Annotated in this window: 17 protein-coding genes and 7 pseudogenes; 16 read left to right on the forward strand and 8 right to left on the reverse strand. The window is 61.2% G+C overall.

Annotated features, from left to right (window positions below; all coding sequences use genetic code 11):
* The 6 genes and pseudogenes from JFT80_RS02665 to JFT80_RS02685 all read left to right on the forward strand — a co-directional run.
* The coding region (locus JFT80_RS02665) for an alpha-glucosidase (protein WP_201146836.1) at positions 1-1,746 on the forward strand (1,746 nt) is incomplete at its 5' end.
* Between the two features lie 142 nt (positions 1,747-1,888).
* Entirely contained in the window at positions 1,889-2,890 is a 1,002-nt protein-coding gene (locus JFT80_RS02670; protein WP_201146837.1) for a porin, read from the forward strand.
* Between the two features lie 107 nt (positions 2,891-2,997).
* Positions 2,998-3,414, forward strand: a complete 417-nt coding sequence (locus JFT80_RS24720) for a hypothetical protein (RefSeq protein WP_274610153.1) — start codon at positions 2,998-3,000, stop codon at positions 3,412-3,414.
* Positions 3,411-3,896: a hypothetical protein gene (locus JFT80_RS24725; protein WP_274610154.1), complete on the forward strand. Its 486-nt coding sequence runs from the start codon at positions 3,411-3,413 to the stop codon at positions 3,894-3,896. Before JFT80_RS24720 ends, JFT80_RS24725 begins: the two co-directional genes overlap by 4 nt.
* Positions 3,893-4,768 (forward strand): 6-deoxy-6-sulfogluconolactonase, encoded by an 876-nt coding sequence (locus tag JFT80_RS02680; RefSeq protein WP_201146838.1) that lies wholly within the window; start codon positions 3,893-3,895, stop codon positions 4,766-4,768. Before JFT80_RS24725 ends, JFT80_RS02680 begins: the two co-directional genes overlap by 4 nt.
* A 28-nt stretch (positions 4,769-4,796) precedes the next feature.
* Positions 4,797-5,581, forward strand: a pseudogene (locus tag JFT80_RS02685) (sulfoquinovose 1-dehydrogenase).
* Between the two features lie 16 nt (positions 5,582-5,597).
* On the opposite strand, the gene JFT80_RS02690 reads toward JFT80_RS02685, so the two are convergent.
* Positions 5,598-5,801: a hypothetical protein gene (locus JFT80_RS02690; protein WP_045060494.1), complete on the reverse strand. Its 204-nt coding sequence runs from the start codon at positions 5,799-5,801 to the stop codon at positions 5,598-5,600.
* Positions 5,802-6,345: 544 nt separating this feature from the next.
* Between JFT80_RS02690 and JFT80_RS02695 the strand changes: the two genes are divergently transcribed.
* Complete coding sequence (locus JFT80_RS02695; RefSeq protein WP_045060495.1) at positions 6,346-6,945, forward strand: trypsin-like peptidase domain-containing protein; 600 nt, start codon at positions 6,346-6,348, stop codon at positions 6,943-6,945.
* A gap of 45 nt (positions 6,946-6,990) precedes the next feature.
* Here the strand turns inward: JFT80_RS02695 and JFT80_RS02700 are convergent, their stop codons facing one another.
* From JFT80_RS02700 to JFT80_RS02710, 3 genes are all read right to left on the reverse strand, one after another.
* Positions 6,991-7,260 (reverse strand): hypothetical protein, encoded by a 270-nt coding sequence (locus JFT80_RS02700; RefSeq protein ID WP_240889805.1) that lies wholly within the window; start codon positions 7,258-7,260, stop codon positions 6,991-6,993.
* Positions 7,261-7,346: 86 nt separating this feature from the next.
* The gene (locus tag JFT80_RS02705; protein WP_201146839.1) at positions 7,347-8,390 is read right to left on the reverse strand and encodes an AraC family transcriptional regulator; all 1,044 of its coding nucleotides are present in this window, start codon (positions 8,388-8,390) and stop codon (positions 7,347-7,349) included.
* Between the two features lie 8 nt (positions 8,391-8,398).
* Positions 8,399-9,313, reverse strand: coding sequence for a GGDEF domain-containing protein (locus tag JFT80_RS02710; RefSeq protein ID WP_201146840.1), 915 nt, complete (start codon positions 9,311-9,313; stop codon positions 8,399-8,401).
* A gap of 397 nt (positions 9,314-9,710) precedes the next feature.
* Between JFT80_RS02710 and JFT80_RS02715 the strand changes: the two are divergent.
* The 6 genes and pseudogenes from JFT80_RS02715 to JFT80_RS02740 all read left to right on the forward strand — a co-directional run bounded on the left by JFT80_RS02715 (position 9,711) and on the right by JFT80_RS02740 (position 16,571).
* Positions 9,711-12,183: pseudogene (locus tag JFT80_RS02715) on the forward strand (TonB-dependent receptor).
* Between the two features lie 58 nt (positions 12,184-12,241).
* Positions 12,242-14,150: pseudogene (locus tag JFT80_RS02720) on the forward strand (phytase).
* Between the two features lie 91 nt (positions 14,151-14,241).
* Positions 14,242-14,952, forward strand: coding sequence for a protein TolQ (tolQ, locus tag JFT80_RS02725; protein ID WP_122838424.1), 711 nt, complete (start codon positions 14,242-14,244; stop codon positions 14,950-14,952).
* 13 nt (positions 14,953-14,965) lie between these two features.
* The gene (gene tolR, locus JFT80_RS02730; RefSeq protein ID WP_201146842.1) at positions 14,966-15,412 is read left to right on the forward strand and encodes a protein TolR; all 447 of its coding nucleotides are present in this window, start codon (positions 14,966-14,968) and stop codon (positions 15,410-15,412) included.
* Positions 15,409-16,263, forward strand: a complete 855-nt coding sequence (locus tag JFT80_RS02735; RefSeq protein WP_201146843.1) for an energy transducer TonB — start codon at positions 15,409-15,411, stop codon at positions 16,261-16,263. The genes tolR and JFT80_RS02735 overlap by 4 nt, the downstream gene beginning before the upstream one ends.
* A 92-nt stretch (positions 16,264-16,355) precedes the next feature.
* Positions 16,356-16,571, forward strand: a complete 216-nt coding sequence (locus JFT80_RS02740; RefSeq protein ID WP_045061257.1) for a molybdopterin-binding protein — start codon at positions 16,356-16,358, stop codon at positions 16,569-16,571.
* Positions 16,572-16,692: 121 nt separating this feature from the next.
* Here the strand turns inward: JFT80_RS02740 and JFT80_RS02745 are convergent, their stop codons facing one another.
* From JFT80_RS02745 to JFT80_RS02755, 3 genes and pseudogenes are all read right to left on the reverse strand, one after another.
* A complete protein-coding gene (locus JFT80_RS02745) occupies positions 16,693-17,106 on the reverse strand; it encodes a VOC family protein (RefSeq protein ID WP_122838427.1) in 414 nt (137 codons plus the stop codon).
* Between the two features lie 58 nt (positions 17,107-17,164).
* Positions 17,165-17,812, reverse strand: a pseudogene (locus tag JFT80_RS02750) (TetR/AcrR family transcriptional regulator); the annotation flags it as partial.
* Positions 17,799-18,649: pseudogene (locus JFT80_RS02755) on the reverse strand (3-hydroxybutyryl-CoA dehydrogenase). The pseudogenes JFT80_RS02755 and JFT80_RS02750, both read right to left, overlap by 14 nt.
* Before the next feature lie 167 nt (positions 18,650-18,816).
* Between JFT80_RS02755 and JFT80_RS02760 the strand changes: the two are divergent.
* From JFT80_RS02760 to JFT80_RS02770, 3 genes and pseudogenes are all read left to right on the forward strand, one after another.
* Positions 18,817-19,858 (forward strand): annotated as a pseudogene (locus tag JFT80_RS02760) (AraC family transcriptional regulator).
* 77 nt (positions 19,859-19,935) lie between these two features.
* Positions 19,936-21,060: a hypothetical protein gene (locus tag JFT80_RS02765; protein ID WP_201146845.1), complete on the forward strand. Its 1,125-nt coding sequence runs from the start codon at positions 19,936-19,938 to the stop codon at positions 21,058-21,060.
* 47 nt (positions 21,061-21,107) lie between these two features.
* A complete protein-coding gene (locus JFT80_RS02770; RefSeq protein WP_201146846.1) occupies positions 21,108-22,922 on the forward strand; it encodes an ABC transporter ATP-binding protein in 1,815 nt (604 codons plus the stop codon).
* Between the two features lie 3 nt (positions 22,923-22,925).
* Here JFT80_RS02770 and JFT80_RS02775 read toward each other — a convergent pair.
* Positions 22,926-23,544 (reverse strand): annotated as a pseudogene (locus JFT80_RS02775) (alpha/beta hydrolase); the annotation flags it as partial.

The raw sequence follows: 23,544 nt of genomic DNA on the forward strand, positions 1-23,544 counted from the left end.
TTGCGCCTGGTGCCACTGAACATTGATGCGGGCATCAACCGCCTGTGGTTGCGCGTACCGGCAGCAGCGGATGAGCATGTCTGGGGTTGCGGCGAGCAGATGTCGTATTTCGACCTGCGCGGGCGCAATTTTCCGCTCTGGACCTCGGAGCCCGGAGTCGGCCGGGACAAGTCGACCTGGCTCACCCTGCAAGCGGACAACGAAGCCAATGCCGGCGGCGACTACTACCACACCAACTATCCGCAGCCGACCTACATTTCCTCCCAGCGCTACTGCCTGCATGCGGTGACCACGGCCTACGCCGATTTTGATTTCCGCCATCAACGATTTCATGAACTGCAGTTCTGGGCGGTGCCCGAGGCGTTCGAATTCCTCCTGGCCGATGACTTCGTGCAACTGGTCAGCCAGGTATCGAGCCATTTCGGTCGCCAGCCGCGCCTGCCGGCATGGGTGATGAAAGGGGCGATTCTGGGCTTGAAGAACGGCCGCGAACACGCCCAGGCGCGTCTCGACGATGCGCTCGACCAGGGCGTCGCGGTGAGCGCCTTGTGGTGCGAGGACTGGGAAGGCCTGCGCATCACCTCCTTTGGCAAACGCCTGTTCTGGGACTGGCAGTGGAACAGCACGCGCTACCCCGATCACGCCGCCTGGGTGGCCAGCCTTGAAGCACAGGACATCCGGTTCATGGGCTACGTGAACCCGTACCTGTGCAACGACGGTCCGTTGTTTCAGGAAGCGCAGGAAGCCGGTTACCTGGCCACGCGAGTCGAAGGCGGCACCTATCTGGTGGACTTCGGCGAGTTCCTGTGTGGCGTGGTCGACTTCACCTTGCCGGCAGCGGCGCAGTGGTTTGAAGAGCGAATCCTGCGGCGCGAGATGCTCGACAAGGGCTTGTCCGGCTGGATGGCCGACTTCGGCGAGTACCTGCCCATCGACCTGAAACTGGCCGGCGATGCCGACCCGATGCTCGAGCACAACGCCTGGCCAGTGCGCTGGGCCGAGGTCAACGCACGGGCCATTGCCAACGCGGGCAAGACCGGCGATGCACTGTTCTTCATGCGGGCCGGCTACAGCGGCGTGCAACGTCATTGCCCATTGCTGTGGGCGGGGGACCAGTCAGTAGACTTCAGCCGCCATGACGGATTGCAGACGGTCATCTGTGGTGCGCTGTCCTCGGGTTTGCTCGGCAATGCCTATCACCACAGTGATATCGGCGGCTACACCAGCCTCTACGACAATTGCCGCACCGGCGAACTGTTCCAGCGCTGGGCCGAGATGGCGGCGTTCACTCCGGTGATGCGTACCCATGAAGGCAATCGCCCGGACCAGAACCTGCAGTTCTGGCAGGACGCCGACACTTACGCGCACTTCGCCCGCATGACCCGACTGTATGTCGGCCTGCGTCCGTACCTGCAAAGCCTGGTGGATGAAGCCGAGGCCAGCGGGTTGCCGCTGCAGCGCCCGCTGTTCCTGCACTACGAGCAGGATCCCGAGACCTATTCGATCCAGGATCAATACCTGTACGGCAAAGACCTGCTTGTGGCGCCCGTGCACGCCGAAGGTCAGCGCGAGTGGGCGGCCTATCTGCCTCGTGGCGATCAATGGCAGCACCTGTGGAGTGGCGAGCGATATGCCGGCGGCCAGCGCGTGACGGTTGCAGCGCCGCTGGGTCAGCCTCCGGTGTTCATCCGCGTCGGCAGTCGCTGGCAGGCGACCTTCGAAACCCTGGCGGGCTTCGCTCTGTGAGTTGAATCCTTTCCCGGTACACGGCGCCCTGTGCGCCTCCTTCTCGGGAGGCGTCGGGCCTCCCTGCGCCTTGAGATCGCCAATACCTGTACCCGAGTAAGCGAACTTGAATAATAAAAATTACGTTTTTGCTGCTTTTGCCATGACCTGCACCCTCCTGGGAAACCCTGCCGATGCGGCCTCACCGTTGGTGTTCAAGGCTGGAAACCTGAGCATCAACCCTTACGGGATTCTTGATCTGTCGCTGCAGGGCGGCAAGTTCACCGACGATCACCCGGGTCATACCATGGTCTCGGACGGCAACCTGCAGGCGTCGCGAATTGGCCTGAAGATCGACTACGCACTGGGGAACAGCGGCTATGGCGTGCGGGCGTTCGGTGAGCGCGGCCTGGTGCTGCGCAACATCTGGCGCACCGGCTACAACGAGGGCAGGATCTCCACCAACCGTGGTTATGGTGCAGGGGTGACCGGGCCATTCGGTTCGGTCGACATGGGCAGCCTGTACATGCCGATCTACTGGGTGTTCCTTGATTCGGACGTGGCGATGTATGGCCTGTCCAACATGGCCTCGATCATGAGCCTGGAACACACCACGACCCTGGGCAAAAGTGGCACCGGTGGCTTCTATGACACCACCGTGCGCTACCGCACTCCGGAGGTCCATGGGTTCTCCAGCGAACTGGGGTATTCCTACGGTAACTCCAGTATTGAAAACGGTCCGGATCAGAACCGCACCAGCGGCTTCAACCTGCGCTATCGCGATGGTGATACAAGGCTGGGCTACGGCTTCAACCAGCACGATTCGGCTCCCTCGCTCACGACCGGTGAGTTGTATCGGCAAAACACCCATGTGCTCTCCGGCACCGTGCGGCTCGGTGGAGTGCTGTGGGCGCGAACTACGTCTACTCCGAACGCGATACCGACGTACGCTGGTTCGCCTCTGCGCAGATGGTCAACGCACGCATCACTTTCGGCCCCGGTGACATCACGCTTGGCGTCTCGCACCGTATCGAAGCCGAGGGCGCGCGAGCCTGGGCCACTCACGCGGGCTACCTGTATTCGCTTAATACCAATACCCAGCTCTACACCTACGTGTCTCACATCGAGAATAATGCCGACTCCGGACAGGGGTTTGCGCTGTTGAGTGAAAGCTACCCAAGCGTACCCAAGGGGTACGACCCGTGGGCCATGACAGCAGGTATCCGTTGGGGATTCTGAGCATTGATGAACAGTTGGAAAAAGGCGCCACCCATGAACATGCTTCGCCTGCACAGCGGCGACCTGCAGCTCGACGTACTGCCACAACTGGGCGGTTCCCTGGCCGGTCTGCGGCACCGGGGTTTTGCGCTGTTGCGGCCGTGGGATTGCACCCCCAACGTTCGCCGCTCAGCGTGCTATCCGCTGGTGCCCTATTCGAATCGCATCGCAGGAGGGCGCTTCCAGTGCGGCGGGCACGAATATCAATTGCCACGCAATTTTGGCGAGCATGCTCATCCGCTGCATGGCGTGGGATGGCAGCGTGAGTGGCAGGTGGTTGATTGCACCAGCCGTGAATGCCACCTGCGTCTGTCCCATGATCCTGCCAGCGAGGGCGGCGAGGATTGGCCATTTGCGTTTGAGGTCGATCAATATGTCAGCCTTGATGAACAGGGGTTTCCCTGTCGATGACGTTGCGTAATGCCAGTCGCAAGCCAATGCCGGCCGGTTTGGGTTGGCATCCGTATTTCCCCCGACACCAGGGGGTCGAGCTGTCATTTGCCGCATCGGCGGTATGGCTCAACGGTAGCGACTCGTTGCCCCATGAACGCCTGCCGGTGCCGCCACAGTGGGACTTTGCCCGGCGTCGGGCGCTGGGTCACGTCGGCCTGGACAACTGTTTCGAAGGCTGGCATCGCCAGGCTTCAGTGCATTGGCCGCAAGCCGGGGTCGGCGTCGAGATGACCGCGCAGGAAGGGCTGGATCACCTGGTGGTTTTTACGCCACCGGCACCCCAGGATTTCATTGCGGTCGAACCGGTCAGTCACTTGAACAACGCCATCAACCTGCCTGTGCCCCAGGCCCACGGCATCGTTGTATTGGGCCCCGGGCAGAACATGACGCGCACCCTGCGCATGAGCATCAGGCTGGATGGATCAGGAGCAATAGTATGAGTTACACCGTCAAATGCGTGGTCGATCAAGTCAGTGAACTGGGCGAATGCCCGGTGTGGTCGGTCCGGGAGCAGGTGCTGTATTGGGCCGATATTCTCGCCGGCCAATTGCATCGGCTGGACCCGCAAACCGGAGGAGTGACCAGCCTGACGCTGGGCGAGCACCTGGGCTGTTTCGGCCTGCGTCGGCAAGGCGGCTTCATCGTTGCCCTGCGCACTGGCATCTACTTGCTGGGCGAGGACGGAACACTGGGCCGCAAGGTTGCGGACAACCCCTGCGGGCCCGCAGACAGTCGTTTCAACGATGGTCGAGTCGATCCCTGGGGGCGTTTCTGGGCCGGGACTATATGGCAACCCCGGGACCGCAATGGCGCCGTCCTGATGCGCATCGATGAGCACATGAATGCGCAAGTCATGGCGCACGACGTCATGGTGTCCAACGGCCTGGCCTTCAGTCCTGATCGGGCCTGGATGTACCACAGCGACACACCCAATCATGTGCTGTATCGCTACCCCCTGGATGGCCAGGGCCAGCCGGGGCCCCGCCAGACTGTTCGCACCTTCGAACGCGGCCCGGGCGGGCGTCCGGACGGCGCCGCGTTCGACAGTGAAGGGTGCTACTGGAGTGCGCAGTTCGACGGCGGCCGCATCCTGCGATTGGCACCGGATGGCACCCAACTCGATGAAATTCGTGTCCCCACCCGATGGCCGACCATGGTTGCTTTTGGCGGCCCGGACCTGCGCACGCTGTACATCACCAGTGCCCGGGAAAACCGCAGTGCAGAGGAGTTGGCGACCTGGCCGCTGTCAGGTTGCCTGTTCTCGGTAGAGGTCGATGTGGCCGGTTGCCCCGAGCCTTTGTTTGCCGGTTGAGTTTCCCTATTTTTGCAAGGATTGAATCATGAGCCAGCATACCCAAACGCGTTACCCGTCCCTGACCGGCAAAGTCATCCTGATCAGCGGCGGTGCCTCAGGCATTGGCGCGGCATTTGTCGAAGCGTTTCACCAGCAGGGCGCCCGCGTCGCCTTCCTGGATCTGGACCAGGCCGGTGGGCAGACACTTGCTGCTGCGCTTGGCCAGGACCGGGTAAAATTCCTGCCCTGCAACGTGCGCGATATCCCGGCGTTGCAGGCCGCCATCGCGGCAGTTGAAGCGCAATGGGGGGCGGTGGATGTGTTGATCAATAACGCCGCCCGCGACGATCGCCATCCCATGCAGGACGTCGACGTCGACTATTGGGATGAACGTATGCAAACCAACCTGCGCCACGCTTTTTCGCCGCCCAGGCGGTCGCCCCGGGAATGACCCGGCGCGGAAGCGGGGTGATCATCAACATGGGCTCGATTTCGTGGATGAGGGGCCGTCCCGGCATGGTCTGCTATACCACTGCCAAGGCTGCAATCAATGGCATGACCCGCACCCTGGCCCGGGAACTGGGTGACAGTGGCATTCGTGTCAACAGTCTGGTGCCGGGTGCGATTCGCACTGCCCGCCAGGATGCCATGTGGGCCAGCGATCCGGCGGGACTGGAATTGGCCAGTCAGAATTTCATCGACCAGCAAATGCTCAAGTTCCGCCTCGACGCCAGCGATTGCGCACGCATGGCGCTGTTTCTGGCGTCTGATGACAGCCGCGGCTGCACGGGGCAAAACTTCGTGGTGGACGCGGGGTTGTCGATTCAGTAGAAACGGCGGATATCCGTCACATTCCGTAACCGGCAGCTTGACCGGCCTGGTTATCCTGCGCTCCCGCAATCAGGTGCAGCGGCATGTGCTGCACTTCAAGGGTGGTGACTTCAAACCCGCCCACCACCTGCGCCTCTCGCTCCCCCAGGGCGATGATCTCCGCTTCCTTTGCCTTAGCCATTCTCGCGTGGTTCGCTGCGATTTCATTGAGAGTTGACACGATACGTCTCCCGGTGACTGACCAAGCGTAGTGCTGGCGCCCTGTTCGTTGATAAATTGCCGTCGCGTCAGAAATCCGTTGTTCTGGGGCAGCTATCGGCGTCCATTGCAATCCTTGAGCCAGTCGGGGCCGGGAAATCAGCAGAGGATCATCGACCGGATGATCGGTACTCGCACTCGCGTCTCCGAGACAATTTTGAGCTTAGGCCAGATTGTGAAATCACCCTGCGAATTTTGTAAAACGGCGTCATAGAAAAAACCATGGAAGTGATTTTTATATGTCGTTATTTAGGCGCCAATAATAAGTCTTAGTGTATGTAACCAAAAGCAATTGGACTTAGCACAATTCATTTACTCACGTTTAAAGAACATCGGCCATAAATAACAAAGTACCGGTGCAGAGCCTTCGGCAAGGATAACTACAACTAAAAAATAAAAATTGACGACAAAAAACAGTCTCGTCCTCCCTATTAAGTCGGTGACTCATCATGATCAAGATCATGGCCTGCTTTTTAATAGGAGCTGTACTCGCAGGATGCAACGGCATGGTGAAACCCGATTTTTCGGGGCCCGCCAACGACTCATACTTCACCGTTTTTTCAGGCTTTCCTCTTCCCTATATGTATATGGCTTCGGCTGTGCAATGGAACGAGGAATACGCCGTGACGACGCGTCACACTCCGCTGATCCCCAATGTGCAATACAGCTGCAGTACCGGCTGCGACCTGGTGTTCATCCGTCACAAAGCCAACGGCCGCTATCCCGCCTGGCGTGCGCCACGGGTAGGCGAGGCCATCACCGCCGTGGGCTCCAGCCCGTATATGGCCACCGCGACCGGCAAGGGCAAGGTGTATCAGGCGCCATTTATCAATACCGATGAGAACAGCGGCGATCTGTATGCCATCCACGATGCACCGTTGGTCAAGGGCATGTCCGGTGGGCCGGTCATCGGCAACGATGGCAATATTGTCGGGATCAACATGGGCTTTTATTCCACGACGTTACACGATGTCAGTGCCCATCCCGGAGTGAAAGGCGCCGAGCGCATCAGTGTGTTTATTCCGTATTCGATCATTCAGCGCGAATGGCTGTTATTACAGGCTAAACTTGAAACGCCGCGCGGTACCCGGTTGGCCGCCAAGTAACCAACTGCAGGCCCGGTCAATAGGGCGGGCCTGCACTTTGGCAGTCTAAAGATCTTTCTTGAATTCCTTGTCCAGGTGTTTGTCACCCTTGTGCCGCTCTTTGTCGAGGTGGGTAGCTTCGTTATCTATTTCTTCGTCAGCGTGTTTATCGGCTTTATCCATTTCGTCGGCATCATGATCAATGCCTTTGTCTATCTCACGATGGTCATGGCGGACGTCCTTGGCGATATCGCCCTCGGCGTTGACCGTGGCAACGTGGCCCAGCAGGCCAGATGCCATTAGTGAGGTGATCAGCAGTGCCTTGAAGAGGTGCATGTCAGTCTCCACTTGCCAATGGTCCAATCCCGCTGGATTGCCGTGGTTACAACATAGCCGCCTGCCTCAAACCCAGCAAATTCCCGTTAGCCCATGCCGGAACCGAACAACTGACGAATCAACTTAGGCGTGCTACCGGTCCAGCGCTTGAAAGAGCGCCGGAAATTTGCCGCATCGTTGAAACTCAGGTACTCGGCCACTTCTTCGTTGCTGAAGCCTTTGATTTGATACAGGTACAGCGCCACGTGCTTGCGCACCAGATCCACCTGTTGCTGGAACCCGGTGTGGTGTTTTTGCAGTTTGCGTTTGAGTGTCGCGGGGCTCACGGCAAAGGCGTGCGCGGCCTGTTCGAGGCTTGGGGCCTCGCGCACGTGGGCCTGCAAGTAGCGGTAGACACAGTCGACAAAACTTGCAGTGAAACCCAACTGATCGATTTGCCCCTGGGCTTCCTGCCGGGCGACCTGACCGACCGTTGCCGAGCAGTTGGGCCAGGGCCGTACCAGGTACTCGCGAGGGATGCGCATCAGGTCCAGGGGACGTTTGAACTGCGTGTCTTCGCCCAGGTGCACCCAATACTGCTCGACGTAACGCGGCTCGGCGTGGCTGAAACTGCACTCCCACGGCAGGCGCTGACCACTCTGGGAGCGGCTCATGGCGACGATCGACGTCATGCTCGCCTCCAGCAGGAAGCGCCACTGCTCGCCGGCGCCGCAGCTGTCCAGCCAGTAGAAATAGGCGTGCTTGTCGTCCATTACCAGGCGTGGTGCGGCCAGGGGGCTGAGCAACGTCTGTTGTTGCACCAGGGTATCGAGTGCCTGGTGCAGGTTTTGTGCATGACGCAGGGCGTGGCTGGCAGGGCCGTAATGCCCCGGCAGCAAGCGTTGGCCGAAGAGGAAACTGCTGTCGTCAGCGTCGAGCAAGCGGCGGCTGTTGCCGATCAGCCCGAGAAACTGCTGCGGGCTGAGCCGCGTCTGGCCCGCCAGAATGTCTTCATGAAACAGCCCGGTGCCGCGCAACAGGCGATGGCTGTCAATGTCACGCGACAGCGCCAGGTCGATCAGCGTCGCCGGTTGGTAATGCCCGGGAATGAAACGGCTGTCGTTTTCGTACCAACTGGTTTTGACGGTCATGGTCGGCCTCAGGCGCTTTTGGCCAACGGCGACTTGGCGCGCGCCAGTGCCAGGTTCAGGCGTTTGAGCAGCGCTTCGGGCGTCTCATCGAGGGCCATGACGGCCGCCGTGCTGGCCGCCAGTTGCAAGCGTTCGCCATGCTGGCGGGTCTTGTGTGCGAGCGCTTGCACGGCGATCCGCAGTTCTTGCGCCAGCAGTTGCGCCTGCCGTTCGCCGGTATTGGGCAGCAGCACCACAAAGCGGTCGCCGGCCAGTCGACAGAGCAGATCCTGACGGCGCAGGTTGAGCAGCAGCACATGGCTGAGGGCCTGCAACACCGCGTCGCCCTCGGCATGCCCGTAGGCCTGATTGATGGCGGCGAAGTTGTCCAGATCGAGCACCAGCAACGACAGCGGTTGTTGCTGCGCAAGGCTTTCGGCGAGGCTGTCGGCCAGTTGCCGTTTCAGATAATCGGCGCCGCCCAGCGGGGTGAGTTTGTCGAACAGCCGATGCTCGCGGAACAGCCGTTCGCGTTTCTCCATCTGCGCACTGATTGCCAGTTGCTCACGATGCCAGTGATAGATGCCAATGGTCAGCAGCACCATGCCCACCGGCATCGGCCCGGATTCCAGCCAGTGATCCCAGGTGATGCTGTCGGGCAGGCGAATAAACTCGTCGAGGCTGTCGATCCACCAGGAAAAGAAAATGCAACTGAGCCCCAGCGCCAGATAATTGGTAACCCGCCCGGCAGGACGGCTTTTCAGCACCAGCCCCAGCCAGACCAACGCCAGCAACGCCGAGCCACCTTCGCCGATGATGTCCAGCCAGACCCATTCGCTGACCGATTTCAGATCCCCGCACGCCAGGCACAGCAACAAGCCAAGGTTCGCCGCCAGCAACAATGCGGCGAGTTTCCAACGGTGGGGTTTGAGCACTGAGAACATGGCCGCGATCCTTTGGCGAAGAAGCAATGCGCGCCAGCACAGCAGATGTTTGTGACAGCCAGGTGACGGAGGGGGGAGGTCGAATCAGCTCAGTGATGTCGCCACATTTTTATCTGACCAAGCGTCCCTGTGGCGAGGGAGTTTGTCTCGCCACAGAAGTTGCGTCCGGCGAGGCAGGTCATTTCAGCTCATTTGCCCCCGCCGATTCGCGCAAAAGCGCGTTTTGAAGCCTTCCCTGCCACCCCCTGTCACAGAAGCGTCATGCGTCACCCCTAGCTTGCCCCTCCAGTTGCCGGGCCACTTGCCTGGCCTGACCGGACTCTTTGGGGGAGGACACACATGTACCAGCGCAGCAGGCACAGCCGGGTTTGTCGGTTTCACGCTTACCGCTCTGGCCATGGCGATCGCCAGCGAACGGCTGAGTGCCGCCGAATCGGCGACCACCACCGAGCACGTGCAGGTCGTGGGGCAGGCCGCGAGCATCGACCAGGCACTCAAGGAACAGCGCAGCGCCGACAGCATCAAGAGCGTGGTGCACGCCGACGGCATGGCTCAGCTGCCCGACGAAAACGTCGCCGAAGCGGTGCAGCGCCTGCCCGGGATCAGCGTCGAGCGCGACCAGGGCGAAGGCCGCTTTGTCAGCGTGCGCGGCCTGGGCCCCGACCTCAACAGCGTCACCATCAACGGCACGCTGGTGCCCTCGCCGGAAAGCGAACGCCGCGCCGTCGCCCTCGACGTATTGCCGTCCGAACTGGTGCAGTCGTTGTCGGTGATCAAGACCCTGACCCCGGACATGGACGCCAACTCCTGGGTGGTACGGTCGATGTGCAAAGCCTCTCGGCCTTCGATCACAAGGGATTGTTCTACACCGGCGGCACTGAAGCCAGCTACGACAAGAACAGCCATCAGACCAGTCCGAAATTCTCCGGCGCGGTCAGCGACCGTTTCAGCCTCGGCGATGGCATCGACAATTTTGGGGTTGCCGCTGCGTTGAGCTGGCAGAAACGTGATTTCGGTTCGGACAATGTCGAAACCGGCGGCGCCTGGGATTTCGAGCAAGGCGCCCGGCTGCAGGAGTTCGAACAGCGTGACTACGACATCAGCCGCGAACGCACCGGCGGCGGTCTGAACTTCGATTACAAGCCCGACGACCTCAGCAGCTATTACCTGCGCACGCTGTACAGCCGTTACAAGGACAGCGAAACGCGCAACTCCACCAGCTTCGAGTTCGCCGACCCGCAAGCCGCCAGCGTGCTGGGCGACGCTGAAGGCAAACGCAAACTCAAACAGCGCGAAGAGACCCAGGAAATCCAGTCCTACGTGCTCGGCGGCGAGCGCCTGTTCGGCCTCTGGACCCTGAGCGGGCAGGCCGGCTACAGCCGTTCCAGCGAAGACAGCCCGGGGCACATTGCCAACGCTGCCTTCGCTGGCACTGATGACTTTGCCGACAGTGGGTTCTACGACAACGACAAGCCACGGCCGATCATCGGCCAGGGCTTCTACGACCCGGGCAATTTCAGCCTCGACAAGGTTGATTGGGAGAAGCAGCGCACCACCGATACCGAAAAGAATCTGCGCCTGGACCTGGCCCGGGATTATGACTTCAAGGGCTACGCCTCGCAGGTCAAGTTCGGCGGCAAGGTCAGTCGCCGCAACAAGGACAATGATCTCGACGCCTGGGTCTATGAAGACTTCGATGAGCTGGGTTTCAACGACCAGCAGCTCAACCTGGCAGCAGTTCGCAGAAAGGCACCGTGGATTATCGTCTCGGCCAGTTCGGACCAGGGATCAGCGGCAGTGCGATCAAGAACCTGATCGGCGGGCTGAACCGCGATGACTTCTATGACCCGACCGAGTCAGCCGTCAACGATTTCACGATGCGCGAGGACATCAACGCCGGTTACCTGATGAACACCGTCGATATTGATGATTGGCGCTTCATCGCCGGCCTGCGTTACGAGGGCACCGAGTTCGAAGCCAAAGGCACCGGCGCCACCGACGGCGACTTCGAGGCCACCGAGACCCAACGCAAATATCACCACTGGCTGCCGGGCCTGCATGCACGCTACCAACTGGACAAAAACACTCAGGTTCGTGCGGCGTGGACCAAGTCCGTGGTGCGCCCGACCTTCGGCCAACTGGCGCCGGGTTTTGTCATCGACGGCGATGAGGCAACGTTCGGCAACCCTGAGCTGAAACCTCTGGAATCGAGCAACCTCGACCTCGGTATCGAGCACTACATGGGCCGGGCGGGCACGGTGTCGGCATTCGTGTTCTACAAGGACATTCAGAACTTCGTCTACAACACCGACCTTGCCGGTACCGGTGCGTGGGTCGATTTCGCCGAGGCGCACACGTTCGCCAATGGCGACAGCGCCAAACTCTATGGCCTGGAACTGGCCTACTCGCAGAAATTCGATTGGCTGCCTGCGCCATGGAACGGCCTGCTGATCGGTGCCAACACCACCTTCAGCCGCTCCGATGCCGAGATCAAGGGCTTTGATGCCGCCACCGGCACTAACAGCAAACGCAGCATCGATCTACCGAGCCAGTCCGACACGGTCGGCAACCTGATGCTCGGTTGGGAGAACGACAAGCTCAGCCTGCGCGTCTCGGCCAACTACAAATCCGACTATCTCTACGAGTTGGCCTCAATCAACGACAAGGCCCACGACCTGCACGTCGATGCGCAAACCTTCGTCGACTTCAGCGCGCGTTATTCGCTGACGAAAAGCCTGCAACTGAGCTTCGAGGCGCAAAACCTCACAGACGAGTCGTACTTCGTCTACACCGGGCAGCGCGCCTACAACGGCCAGTACGAAGAGTACGGCCCGACCTTCAAGCTCGGCCTGACCTTCACCCACTTCTAAGCCCGGGATGGCCGCCGCTGCCATCAGGTTGTACGCACCAAAAGGAACTTGCCTGTTCATGAGCATTTTTTTATCACCCTCCCGTTGCCTGCTCGCCGCCCTGATCAGCCTGAGCGTCAGCCAGGCCATGGCTGGCCCGGCGAACCTGACAATCACGCCCTGGGCGCCGAACCTCAAGGTCGACGCCGTGGCGTTCCTGCCGACCGGCGCTGACCGCCTGGCCGTCAGTCAGCGAGATGGCTTGCTGTTACTCGACCCCAAAGGCGCGGAACTGGCGCGCCTGCAGGGATCATTCGCCAGCCTGGACAGCCGCGCCCTGGGCTCCCGTGTGCTGGTGGCGAGCTTCGACAATGCGCGGCAGCAAGCGATGCTGGTCAGTCTTGATGCTGAGCAGCGCAGCTGGGGTCAGCCGGTTTATCTGCCGACACGTGACTACCCGGTGAATGGCCTGTGCCTGTACCGCGACGAGGCCAGTAACCTGTTCCTGTTCCTGGTGGGCGAGGAGGGCAAGGGTGAACAGTGGCTGGTTGGCAACGGTGCCCGTCTTGATGCGCAGCCGCAAAGGGTGCGCGGTCTGCCGTTGCCGCCTTCGGCAACGGACTGTCGGGTCGACGATGGCGCCCATCAGTTGGTCGTCAACGAGGAGAACGTCGGCTGGTGGGCTTACCCGGCACATCCCGAGGCCGAAGTGACGCGCAGCCCCGTTGCCCTGCGCGAGCCTTTCGGCGAGATCAAACGCAGCGCTGGCGCCATGGCCCTGACCCCCGCGGGTGTGGTTGCACTCGACCCGAAGGCCGCGCAATTGCACCTGTATCAGCAGCAGGGCGAGCGCTGGGTGGCCCAGGCCAGCCTTGCATTGCCCGGGATGAAGGAGCCGGAAAACCTCGACGTGCGCGCGACGGCCAAGGGGCTTGAAGTGTTGTTGCGCGACGATGACGATGGCCGTCTGTATCAGGGGCAGCTCGATTGGCAAGCCATACCGGTCGCACGGCCCGCGGAGCTGCCGGTTGTGCCGGCGCAGGCGCAGACCGAACCGGTAGGACGGCAGGGGGACGCCGCCGATGATCCGGCGATCTGGATTCATCCCCAGCAGGCAGGCTTGAGTCGGGTGCTGGGCACCAACAAAAAGCAGGGTTTGCTGGCGTACGACCTGCAGGGCAAGTTGCTTCAGGAACTGCCGGTCGGGCGTCTGAACAATGTCGATGTGCGGCCCAACTTCAAGCTGGGTCAGCAAACGGTCGATCTGGCCGTGGCGAGCAATCGCGATCACAACAGCCTCAGCCTGTTCAGTATCGATCGCCAGAGCGGCGAGCTGCGCGAGGCCGGCGAGATCGCCACGCCCCTCAAGGAAATCTACGGCATCTGCCTGTTCCAGCCAGCCAGCGGGGAACTCTTTGCATTCGCCAACGGCAAGGACGGGACCTTCCTGCAGTACCGCTTGAGTGCGCCGAACGGCACGGTCCAGGGTGAGCTGGTGCGCCAGTTCAAGGTCGCCAGTCAGCCCGAGGGCTGCGTTGCCGATGATCAGCGTCAACGGCTGTTTCTCGGCGAGGAGGATGTGGGCGTGTGGTCGGTGGATGCGAGGGCGGATCAACCGGCAACGCTCAGCAGCGTGATCAAGGTTGGCCCGCAATTGCACGCCGATGTGGAAGGCCTGGCGCTGTATCAAAGCGCCGGCAATGACTATCTGGTGATCTCCAGCCAAGGCAACGACAGCTACCTGGTGCTTGATGCCCAACCGCCATTCGCTGCCCGTGGCGCCTTTCGTGTCGGTCTGAATACTGCCCTCGGTATCGACGGCGCCTCGGAAACCGATGGCCTGGAGGTCACTTCCGTCAACCTCGGCGGAGCCTGGATCGAGGGCCTGTTGGTGGTGCAAGACGGCCGCAAGCGTATGCCCGAGCAAAGCCAGAACTTCAAGTTCGTACCATGGGCCGAGGTGACCCAGGACGCTCAAGCTGCCCTGATACGTCATCACCCTGTCATCTGACTTTCATCGAATAGCTCAACGGCCGTCGCGCATCGACGGCCCGCGAGCCCCGCACAAGGAGTTTCACCATGCAGGCCACACTCGAACACATGACGATCTGGGGGCTGATCAGCGACGCGAGTCTGTTGGTCAAGGCGGTCATGCTTATCCTGCTGCTGGCATCGCTGCTCAGTTGGTACCTGATCATCCTGCGCAGCAGCGTGCTCAAGCGCCGCGAGCGACAACTCAACGATTTCGTGCAGCGCTTTCGCGGCACGCCGGACCTGTTGGCGTTGCATCGCGAAACGGCGAAAAACACTGACAGCGAAGCCGGCGTCGAGCCCATTTTCCAGGCCGGCTTGCAGGAGTTCAACCACCTCAACCAACACTCGGGCAATGCTGCAGACGTGGTGCTCGAGGGCGTGGAGCGGGCGCTTTATGTCGCCATCAGCGAGCAGGAAGTGCGCCTGGAAAAAGGCCTGCAGTTCCTCGCCACGGTCGGTTCGGTCAGCCCCTACATCGGCCTGTTCGGCACCGTGTGGGGCATCATGAATTCCTTCCTCGGGTTGTCGCAGGTGCAGCAGGCGACGTTGTCCACCGTGGCCCCGGGCATTGCCGAAGCGCTGATTGCCACGGCCATCGGCCTGTTTGCGGCGATACCTGCGGTGATTGCCTACAACCGCTTTTCCTCGCGTAGCCAGACGTTACTGACGCGCTACTACGCGTTCGGCAACGAGCTGCAAGTGCGCCTGCACCGCAAGCTGCATGGCGCGCCGATCAACCTGGCCGCCGCCGCCTGAAAGGAGAGTGACGATGTTGGTCAGACCGCAACGCAAACACGGACCCAAGGCCGAGATGAACGTGGTGCCGTATATCGATGTGATGCTGGTGCTGCTGGTGATTTTCATGGTCACCGCGCCCATGCTCACCCAAGGGGTGAAAATCGACCTGCCCAAGGTCGCCAGCGAAGCACTGGCCAATGACAGCCCGCAGCAGATCCTCACCCTGTCGGTGAAAGCCGAGGGCGGTTACTACTGGAATCTGGGCGGCGAACTCGATACCCGCAACCAGACCGACAGTGCGGTGAGCCTTGCAGACATGCAGGCCAAGGTAGCGCAGGTGGTCGCTGAGCGGCGAGACACCCAGGTCTACATTCGCGCCGACAAGGACGCCGGTTATGGCAGCGTGGTCGCCGCGATGTCGGCGTTGCAGCAGGGCGGGGTGAGCAATCTGGGGTTGGTGACCGAGGCCCCGCAATGACGGCGATGATCATGCACAGGCCTTACCTGGCGGCTGCGCCGGTCGATCGCAGCGGGCTGTGGCGCAATGGCCTGGCTGCGAGCCTTGCGGTCGGGTTGCACGTGATCGTGCTGGGGTTGCTGGTGCGGGGTTGGGTGGCCGAGATGGCTCCGGCCGAGCAGCCGGCGGTCTTGCGTACCCAACTGGTGATCCTGGCGCCGACGCCCGAGGCACCTGCGCTTCAGGCACCGATACCGTCACCCATACCGGTGCCTGCCGTGGTGCAACCGCTTGAGCCTGTGGCCGCGACGCCGGCGCCGAGCAAGCCGGCTGTCGACCCGCAGGTCCAGGTGCAGAAGTTGCAGCAGGCGGCCTTGGCTCGCAAGCGGGTCGAAGAGAAAAAGCGTGAGCTCCAAGTCGAGCAAAACCGTAAGCGCCTGGAGTCGCAAAACCGCGCTCGCGAAGTCGAACAGCAGCGCCTGGCGCAACAGCAATCACAGCAGGCCGAACAGGCGCGCCTGAGTGCCGAGCGAGGCCGTCAACAGGCGGCTGCCCAGGCCGCTGCCGACACTCGTCAGTACCTGCCATTGAGCAAGGAAGCGCCCGACTATCCACAACGCGCGCTGGATAAGAACCTGGAGGGCGATTGCACGGTGGAGTACACAGTCAATCCGCAGGGCAAGGTCGAGAATCCGAAGGTGCTTGAGGGTTGTCACCCGATGTTCATGCGACCGTCTCTGGCCGCTGCCGATACATTTCGCTATCAGCCGCGGATGATTGATGGCAAGGCGGTGTCGGTGCCGGCAGTGCGTAATACCTTTCACTATCGAATCAAGCAACTCTTTTTATTCCAAAAAGGCATAGATAGATAATTATATATTCCTTTTAATGTTGTTCCGCTCGGTGCACTTTGGGGGCCTGCACATGTGTGCCAGCCAACAAGACTCAGACAGGAAACCTTAACATGACCATCAAAGCGATCAACGTGCGGAACCAGTTCAAGGGTGTCATCAAGGAAATCGTCCAGGGCGAAGTGGTCTCCGAGATTGATGTGCAGACGGCGTCCGGGATTGTCACCTCGGTGATTACCACCCGCTCGGTGCGGGACCTGGAGTTGCGGGTGGGGAGTGAGGTAATTGCCTTTGTTAAATCGACTGAGGTTTCGATCGCGAAGCTTTGATGAGCGCTTCCCGAGGATCTGGCCCACCTGTTTTGACGGTGAAACTATCCCGCTGTTAGAGGTGAAATTGTGGGAGCAAGCCTTGCTCCCACAAGGTGCAGCCAGTCAGCCAATCGGCCAATCACTGATCCTTCTCGCAGTTCACCATCCACGCCACTCCAAACCGATCCTGCAACATGCCAAACCGTGCCGCCCAGAACGTCGGTTCCAGCGGCATTTGCACGCTGCCATCTTCGGCCAATGCACTGAACACCCGCTCGGCCTCTGCAATGCTGTCGACGTTCAGCGATATCGAACAGCCGGCCATGTCATCCGTGGGTCGATCCGGGGTGGTGTCCGAGCCCATGATGGCCTGGTCACCTATCGACAGGCGGGTGTGGATGATCAGGTTGTGCAGGTCGGCGGGGACGTTTTCGCGGGCGGGGCTTTCACCGAAAGTCATCATGACGTCGATGCTGCCGTTTAACGCCTGGGCGTAGAACGTAAAGGCGGCTTTGCAGTCGCCGTTGAAGATGAGATAGGGATTGATTTTCATGATTCAGCTCCCGGTCATTGAAGATGATCGACCCGGGTAGCAAAGCGCTAAATCGCGGCGATTGCCGAGGTTTTTTAGATGTTTTTTCTATGGATGTAGCCAGGCTTATCGCCTCACTCGAGCGACGCGGTACCAGCAGCCTTTCGATGGCGCCGCTGACCATGTTCTCCAGCAGCTCGTCGCGCTCGGTTTCGTCCAGCGGGTGATGAGTCAACCAGGTGGGGGCGCTGTTGAGCAGCGAGGCGATGGCATGCCCGGCGGCGAGCAGGCCCTGTTCGCTAAAGCGCGACCGCACCCCAAGCATTTTCAGCAGTTTGCGCTCGTACTGCTCGCGCAGCCGCTGCACTCGCACTTGCTGCTCATCGTTAAGGCAACCGCTGTCGCGCTCTACCAGGCGAAAATGCCAAGGCATGTCCTCATGCAGATTCAGGTGGGCGCGGATCAGGCTGTTGAGGCGCTCGCGCTTGGCCGGAGCCTTTTGTTCGACGCGGCCCAGGGTAGCCAGCAGCTCTTCATAGAATTCCTCGATCAGATCGAGGAGCAAGTGCTGCTTGCTCGGATAATGGTGATACAGCGAGCCCGGGGCGAGCCCCAGGCAGGTGGCGAGTTCACGCATGCCGACCTGGCCGAAACCCTTGCTGGCAAACAGCTCCAGCACCTTGTCCCGGTATTCGGCAAAACGTGAACAGCGCTCAGGCATAGGCATGGAAGCCACGCCCCGTTTTACGTCCCAGGTAGCCGGCGGAGACCATTTCCTTTAGCAGTGGAGCAGGGCGGTATTTGCTGTCGTTAAATCCATCGTAGAAGGCTTCGAGAATTGCCAGCACGGTGTCCAGGCCGATCAGGTCTGCCAATGCCAGAGGGCCGATCGGTTGGTTGCAGCCCAGGCGCATGCCGGCGTCGATGTCCTCGACGCTGGCCAGGCCCTCCTGGAACACCAGGATCGCTTCGTTGATCATGGGCACCAGGATCCGGTTCACCACAAAACCCGGGCGGTTGCCGGCGGTGATCGCGGTCTTGCCCAGGGTAGTCGCCATCTCCAGCGCAGAGCGTGGGTCGCGTCGCTGGTTTGCAGGCCGCGGATCACCTCGATCAAGCCCATCACTGGTACCGGGTTGAAGAAGTGCAGGCCGATGAAACGCTCGGGCTGACTGACACTGGCGGCCAGTTGAGTGATGGACAGCGACGACGTGTTGGAAGCGATCACGCACTTCCGCTGCCCACTTGTGCGGCGATCTGTTGCAGCACCCGCAGTTTCAGTTCGAGATTTTCGGTCGCCGCCTCGATCACCAGCTGCACGGCCTGCAGGCTGCTGTAGTCAGTGCTGGTGCGGATCCGGGCAAGGGTCGCGAGCTTTTGTGCTTCGCTCAGCGTTTCCTTGGCCACCTGCCGATCGAGGTTCTTGCCCACCGTCGCCAGCGCTTTTTGCAGCGCGCTCTCGCTGATGTCGAGCAAGATCACATCGAAACCGGCCTGGGCACACCTGGGCGATGCCATTGCCCATGGTGCCCGCGCCGATTACGCCAATATTTTGCAGATCCATGTTCCAGTCCTTGCGCTCAAAACCTTGCGATACCTTGGCCGTCGAGGCGGCCAAAAGCGTACTATTGGCGCCGAGTCTAGAGCGGGCAGGGCAGTTGTCCTATGCCGCAACTGTTCAACGCAACTGGTGTTTTTTGCCATTCGAATACTGGGGAGTGAAGCGTTCACATGCGGGAAAAGGATTCGGTCGCCGCCTACTTTGTGCAAGCCATGGTCCAGGAGCTGGGCGCCGATCCGTTGCGTCGCGAAGCGCTGCTGCTACAGGCCGGCATCGACCCGTTGCTGGTGCGGCAGCCCACAGCGCGAGTGCCTGCCAGCGCGTTTGCCGCGCTATGGCTGATCCTGATCCGCGAGCTCGACGATGAATTTTTCCTGCTCGACTCCCATGGCATGCCGCCGGGTGCGTTCGCCCTGATCTGTCGGGCATTGATCCAGGAACCCGACCTGCACAAGGCGATGCGCCAGTGCCGTGGCCAACTTCGGCCTGTTCCTGCGCGATTTTCGCGGCACGCTGACCGTACGTGGCAAGCGTGCGGTCATTAGCCTGGAATCCCGGGCGAAGAACCCTGAAGTCAGTCGATTTGGCGAGGAGACCTTCCTGGTGCTGATGATCAGTCTGTTGTGCTGGCTCGGTGGCCGGCGCATTCCGATCGACCGTGCCGACTTCCGCCATGCCCGGGTAGCCCTCAGCGATGACCGACTGCTCTGGGGGCCCAACCTGACACTGGGGGCCGAGCGCACCGAGATCGAGTTCGCCAGCCACTACCTGCGCCTGCCTGTGGTCCAGGACCTGGCCTCGCTGAAGGTGTTCCTGCGCACGGCGCCGCAGTGGCTGGTAATCCGCTTCCGCAATCAGCATGGCCTGGCCTCGCAAGTGCACCAGCGCCTGCGCAACAGCCCATACAGCGACTGGCCGACCCTGCAGGCTTTTGCCCTTGAACAGCACCTGAGCCCCAGCACCTTTCGCCGCAAGCTGGAGCGCGAAGGCTGCTCGTACCAGGAAATCAAGGACGAAGTACGGCGTGGCGTGGCGTTCGAGCAGTTGCGCGAAAGCCGTGCAAGCATCGGCGACATCGCCGAGCGCCTGGGTTTCCAGGAGCCGAGCGCGTTTCATCGGGCGTTCAAGAAGTGGACCGGGGAGAGCCCGGGCAAGTACCGGTCGCGTTTCCAGGGGGCATTGGCGAAAGATCTGACGGACGCTTCTGATTAAGCTCGGCCCCGATGTTTTCCTGCGTTTGGGCCTGTACAGTCGTTGTACCTGCCCCCATGGAACTGGAGCCTGTCGACGTGACCGATATCGAAAACATTCCCCCGCGTACTGCCACCCCCGATCGTTTCAAACAGTTGAGCCAGTGCCTGCTGTGGCTCAACGAGCGCGCCTGGCCGCTGACCGTGGGCATTCTGCTGATGGCCGGGGTGTACCTGTACCAATACATCCAGGAAGAAAAAATCCCGCTGAGCATCACCTCTTCGGCGGTCATCACGGCGTTGCCGGTGATGTCGGCGATTCTGATCTTCATCATTTCGATTCTGCTGGCGTTTGTATTGCTGCCGATCTTTGTACTGTTTCATCGATTCAATGATTCGCAGCGGCGCCTGAGTGACGAGCTCACCCTCGGCCCGGCCACCGCGCAACAGCGCAAGCGCCACAAGCGCATGCTGGGACGTTGGGCGGCCAGCCTGGTGGTACTCGGGACGTTCTGCGCGTTGCTGAGCGTGATCGGTTCCCAGGTGTCTGCCACCTGGTACTGGACCCTGCTGGCGGTCGTGGGCACGGTGCTGACCATTGCCGCCTACTACTGGTTGATGACATTGGGTATCGACGGCCCCATGTCGATGGACTTCCGATTTGCCTGCCTGATGTCGGCCTTCGTGCAGATGGGCGTGATTCTTAATGTCACCATCGTGGCGATCGACATCGCCGGCCGCTATGTGAGCAATCTGTGGTGGATGGTGCCGTTGATGCTGGTGGAGTTGCTGGTGCTGTGGATCATCCAGCTGCTGGGCGCCCTGTTCGTAGTGAAGATGCGCAGCCACGACAACCCCCTTGCCATGGTGGCGTGCGCGGTGATGGTGCTGGTCATGGTGCTGGGATTTTACCCTGCCTCGGGCGCCAGGCTCGGCGGCTTCGCCTTCCAGGTGTCCGCCTCCGGCGCACGCAATTGCACGGTGCTGAATTTCGGCGCCGAGAGCAAAGGCTTCGAGTCGATCACCGATCCCGACAGGCCCGGTTTCAGTCGCCCGCTGCGGGTCATTGCCGAAGCGGATGGCACTTACTTCGTGCGGTTGTGGAAGTCCGATACCAAGGCGGTGCAGTTTGTCCCACGGGCGGGTCTGGTGGGCGTGGACGTCTGTCCGCGTGAAAAGGTAAAAACTGCGGCTGTTGCAGTGACCGCCCCGACCCCTGGCTGAAGTAACATGGCGCACTCACGCCATCACTATGCCGGGTCCAGCACCGCATGCCAGTTGCCCTGAATCGCGTCACCTCCTTGCTCGACCAGGCCCGACGCGCCTTGCTTCTGGTCTGGGGTACCTCCCGCGCACTGTTTATCGGCCTGGTGATCGCCACCCTGATCGCCGGCATACTGCCGGCGCTTGCCGCCTGGCTGGGCCAGCGCATTGTCGATGCGGTGGTCTTCGCCATGCAGTTGCATGCCCAGCAGGGCAGTGCACCCTTGTGGCCAGTGGTGCGTTACGTGTTGTTCGAGGCGGGTGTGCTCGCCCTGTTGTCCGCGACCCAGCGGGCGCTGTCGGTCCAGCAGTCGCTGTTGCGGGTGCAGTTGGGGCAGAAGGTCAACACGATGATCCTGGAGAAAGCCCAGACCCTGTCCCTGGTGCAATTCGAAAACTCCGAGTTCTACGACAAGCTGGTGCGCGTGCGACGCGAGGCGTCCACCCGGCCGCTGGCGCTGGTGATGAAGTCGCTGGGGCTGATCCAGAATCTGATCATGCTGATCAGCTTCGGCGTGCTGCTGGTGCATTTCTCGCCGTGGGCCCTGGCGCTGCTGGTGGTGGGGGCGTTGCCGGTGTTTTTTGCCGAGGCGCATTTTTCCGGGGATGCTTTCCGGTTATTCACCCGTCGCGCGCCGGAAAGTCGCCAGCAGAATTACATCGAGACCCTGCTGTCCCACGAGGCCTACATCAAGGAGGTCAAGCTGTTCGGCTTCGCACCCCTGCTGTTGCAGCGCTATCGCGACACGTTCGCCCGTCTTTACGCCGAGGACCGGCGCCTGACTCTGCGCCGGGATGGCTGGGGTTTTGTCCTTGGATTGTTGGGTACCGCGGCGTTTTACCTGGCCTACGCCTGGGTGGTGGTCGACACCGTTCACGGCAGCATCACCCTGGGCCAGATGACCATGTACCTGGTGTTGTTCAAGCAGGGGCAGTCGGCGGTGAGCAGCAGCCTCAGCGCCATCAGTGGCCTTTACGAGGACGGCCTGTACCTGTCGAGCCTTTACGAATACCTGGGCGAACCGGTGGTGGCCGATAGTGGTCATTTGACCGAGGGCGTGGCGCCGGGCGATGGCTTGCGCTTCGAGAATGTCGGTTTTCGCTATCCCGGGGCGAGTCGCGCGGCCCTGGAAGGCATCGACCTGCACCTGGTGCCGGGCCACAGCGTCGCGCTGGTAGGGGAAAACGGTTCAGGCAAGACCACGCTGATCAAGCTGCTGACCCGTCTGTATCGCCCGGACCAGGGGCGCATCCTGCTCGACGGCAGCGATCTGCAAGCGTGGGAAGAACAGGCACTGCGACGGCGCATCGGGGTCATTTTCCAGGACTACATCCGCTACCAGTTCACCGTGGGAGAAAACATCGGGGTGGGCGATACCCGGGCCTTCAACGATGAACCGCGTTGGCAGGCAGCCGCCACTGAAGGCATGGCCGCGCCGTTCATCGAACAGCTGGACCGCGGTTATGCGACGCAACTGGGGCGCTGGTTTGCCGGGGGACAGGAACTGTCCGGCGGGCAGTGGCAGAAAATTGCCTTGTCCCGGGCATACATGCGCCGTGATGCCGACATTCTGATCCTTGATGAGCCGACGTCGGCCCTCGACCCGGCGGCGGAAGCGGCGGTGTTCGAGCATTTCAGCCAGCACACCAGGGGCCGCATGACCTTGCTGATCTCCCATCGCTTTTCCAGCGTGCGCAATGCCGACCACATCATCGTGCTGCAACAAGGGCGGATACTCGAACGCGGCGATCACACCAGCCTGGTGGCGGCCGAAGGACGCTATGCGCAGCTCTTCCAGCTGCAGGCCCAGGGTTACCGCTGAGCCTCAGGAATCGTGTGCAGCCCGGCCGGCGGCAGGGCCGGCTACCTGCGCTGGAGTGGTTTTCATCAGGCTTTCCAGCGCCTGGCGGTACTGCGCACGGCCCAGGCTCATGCTGTTGTTATGCGTGCCACCGGGGATCAGCAGCAGGCGCTTGGGTTCATTGGCGGCGTTGAACAGCTGCTGGCTGAAGCGCGACGGCATGAGCGGGTCGGCCAGGCCGTGAACCACCAGCAACGGCATGTCGATGTCGACGATCTTGTCGATTGAATCGAATTTCTGCGACAGCAGCCAGCGCACCGGCAGCCACTTCACCGGCAAGTTGTTATCGGCCACCTGGGCCACCGCATCCCCCAGTGACGTGAAGGTGGACTCGATCACCAGGCCACGCACAGGCACCGGGTCGCGGTTCTTTTTGCCTGGGCCGCCAGCTCGGCAGCCAGGTCAACGGCCACCGCACCACCCAGGGAATGCCCGTAGATCAGGCGCTTGCTGGCGTCGGGCTGCATCGCCGTGAAACGCTCCCAGGCCGCACGTGCATCTTCGTAGACACTGGCTTCAGAAGGCAGGTCACCTTTGCTCTGGCCAAAGCCGCGGTAGTCGATGGCCAGCACCGAATAGCCCA

This window comes from Pseudomonas sp. TH10 (genome assembly GCF_016651255.1).
Classification (GTDB): domain Bacteria; phylum Pseudomonadota; class Gammaproteobacteria; order Pseudomonadales; family Pseudomonadaceae; genus Aquipseudomonas.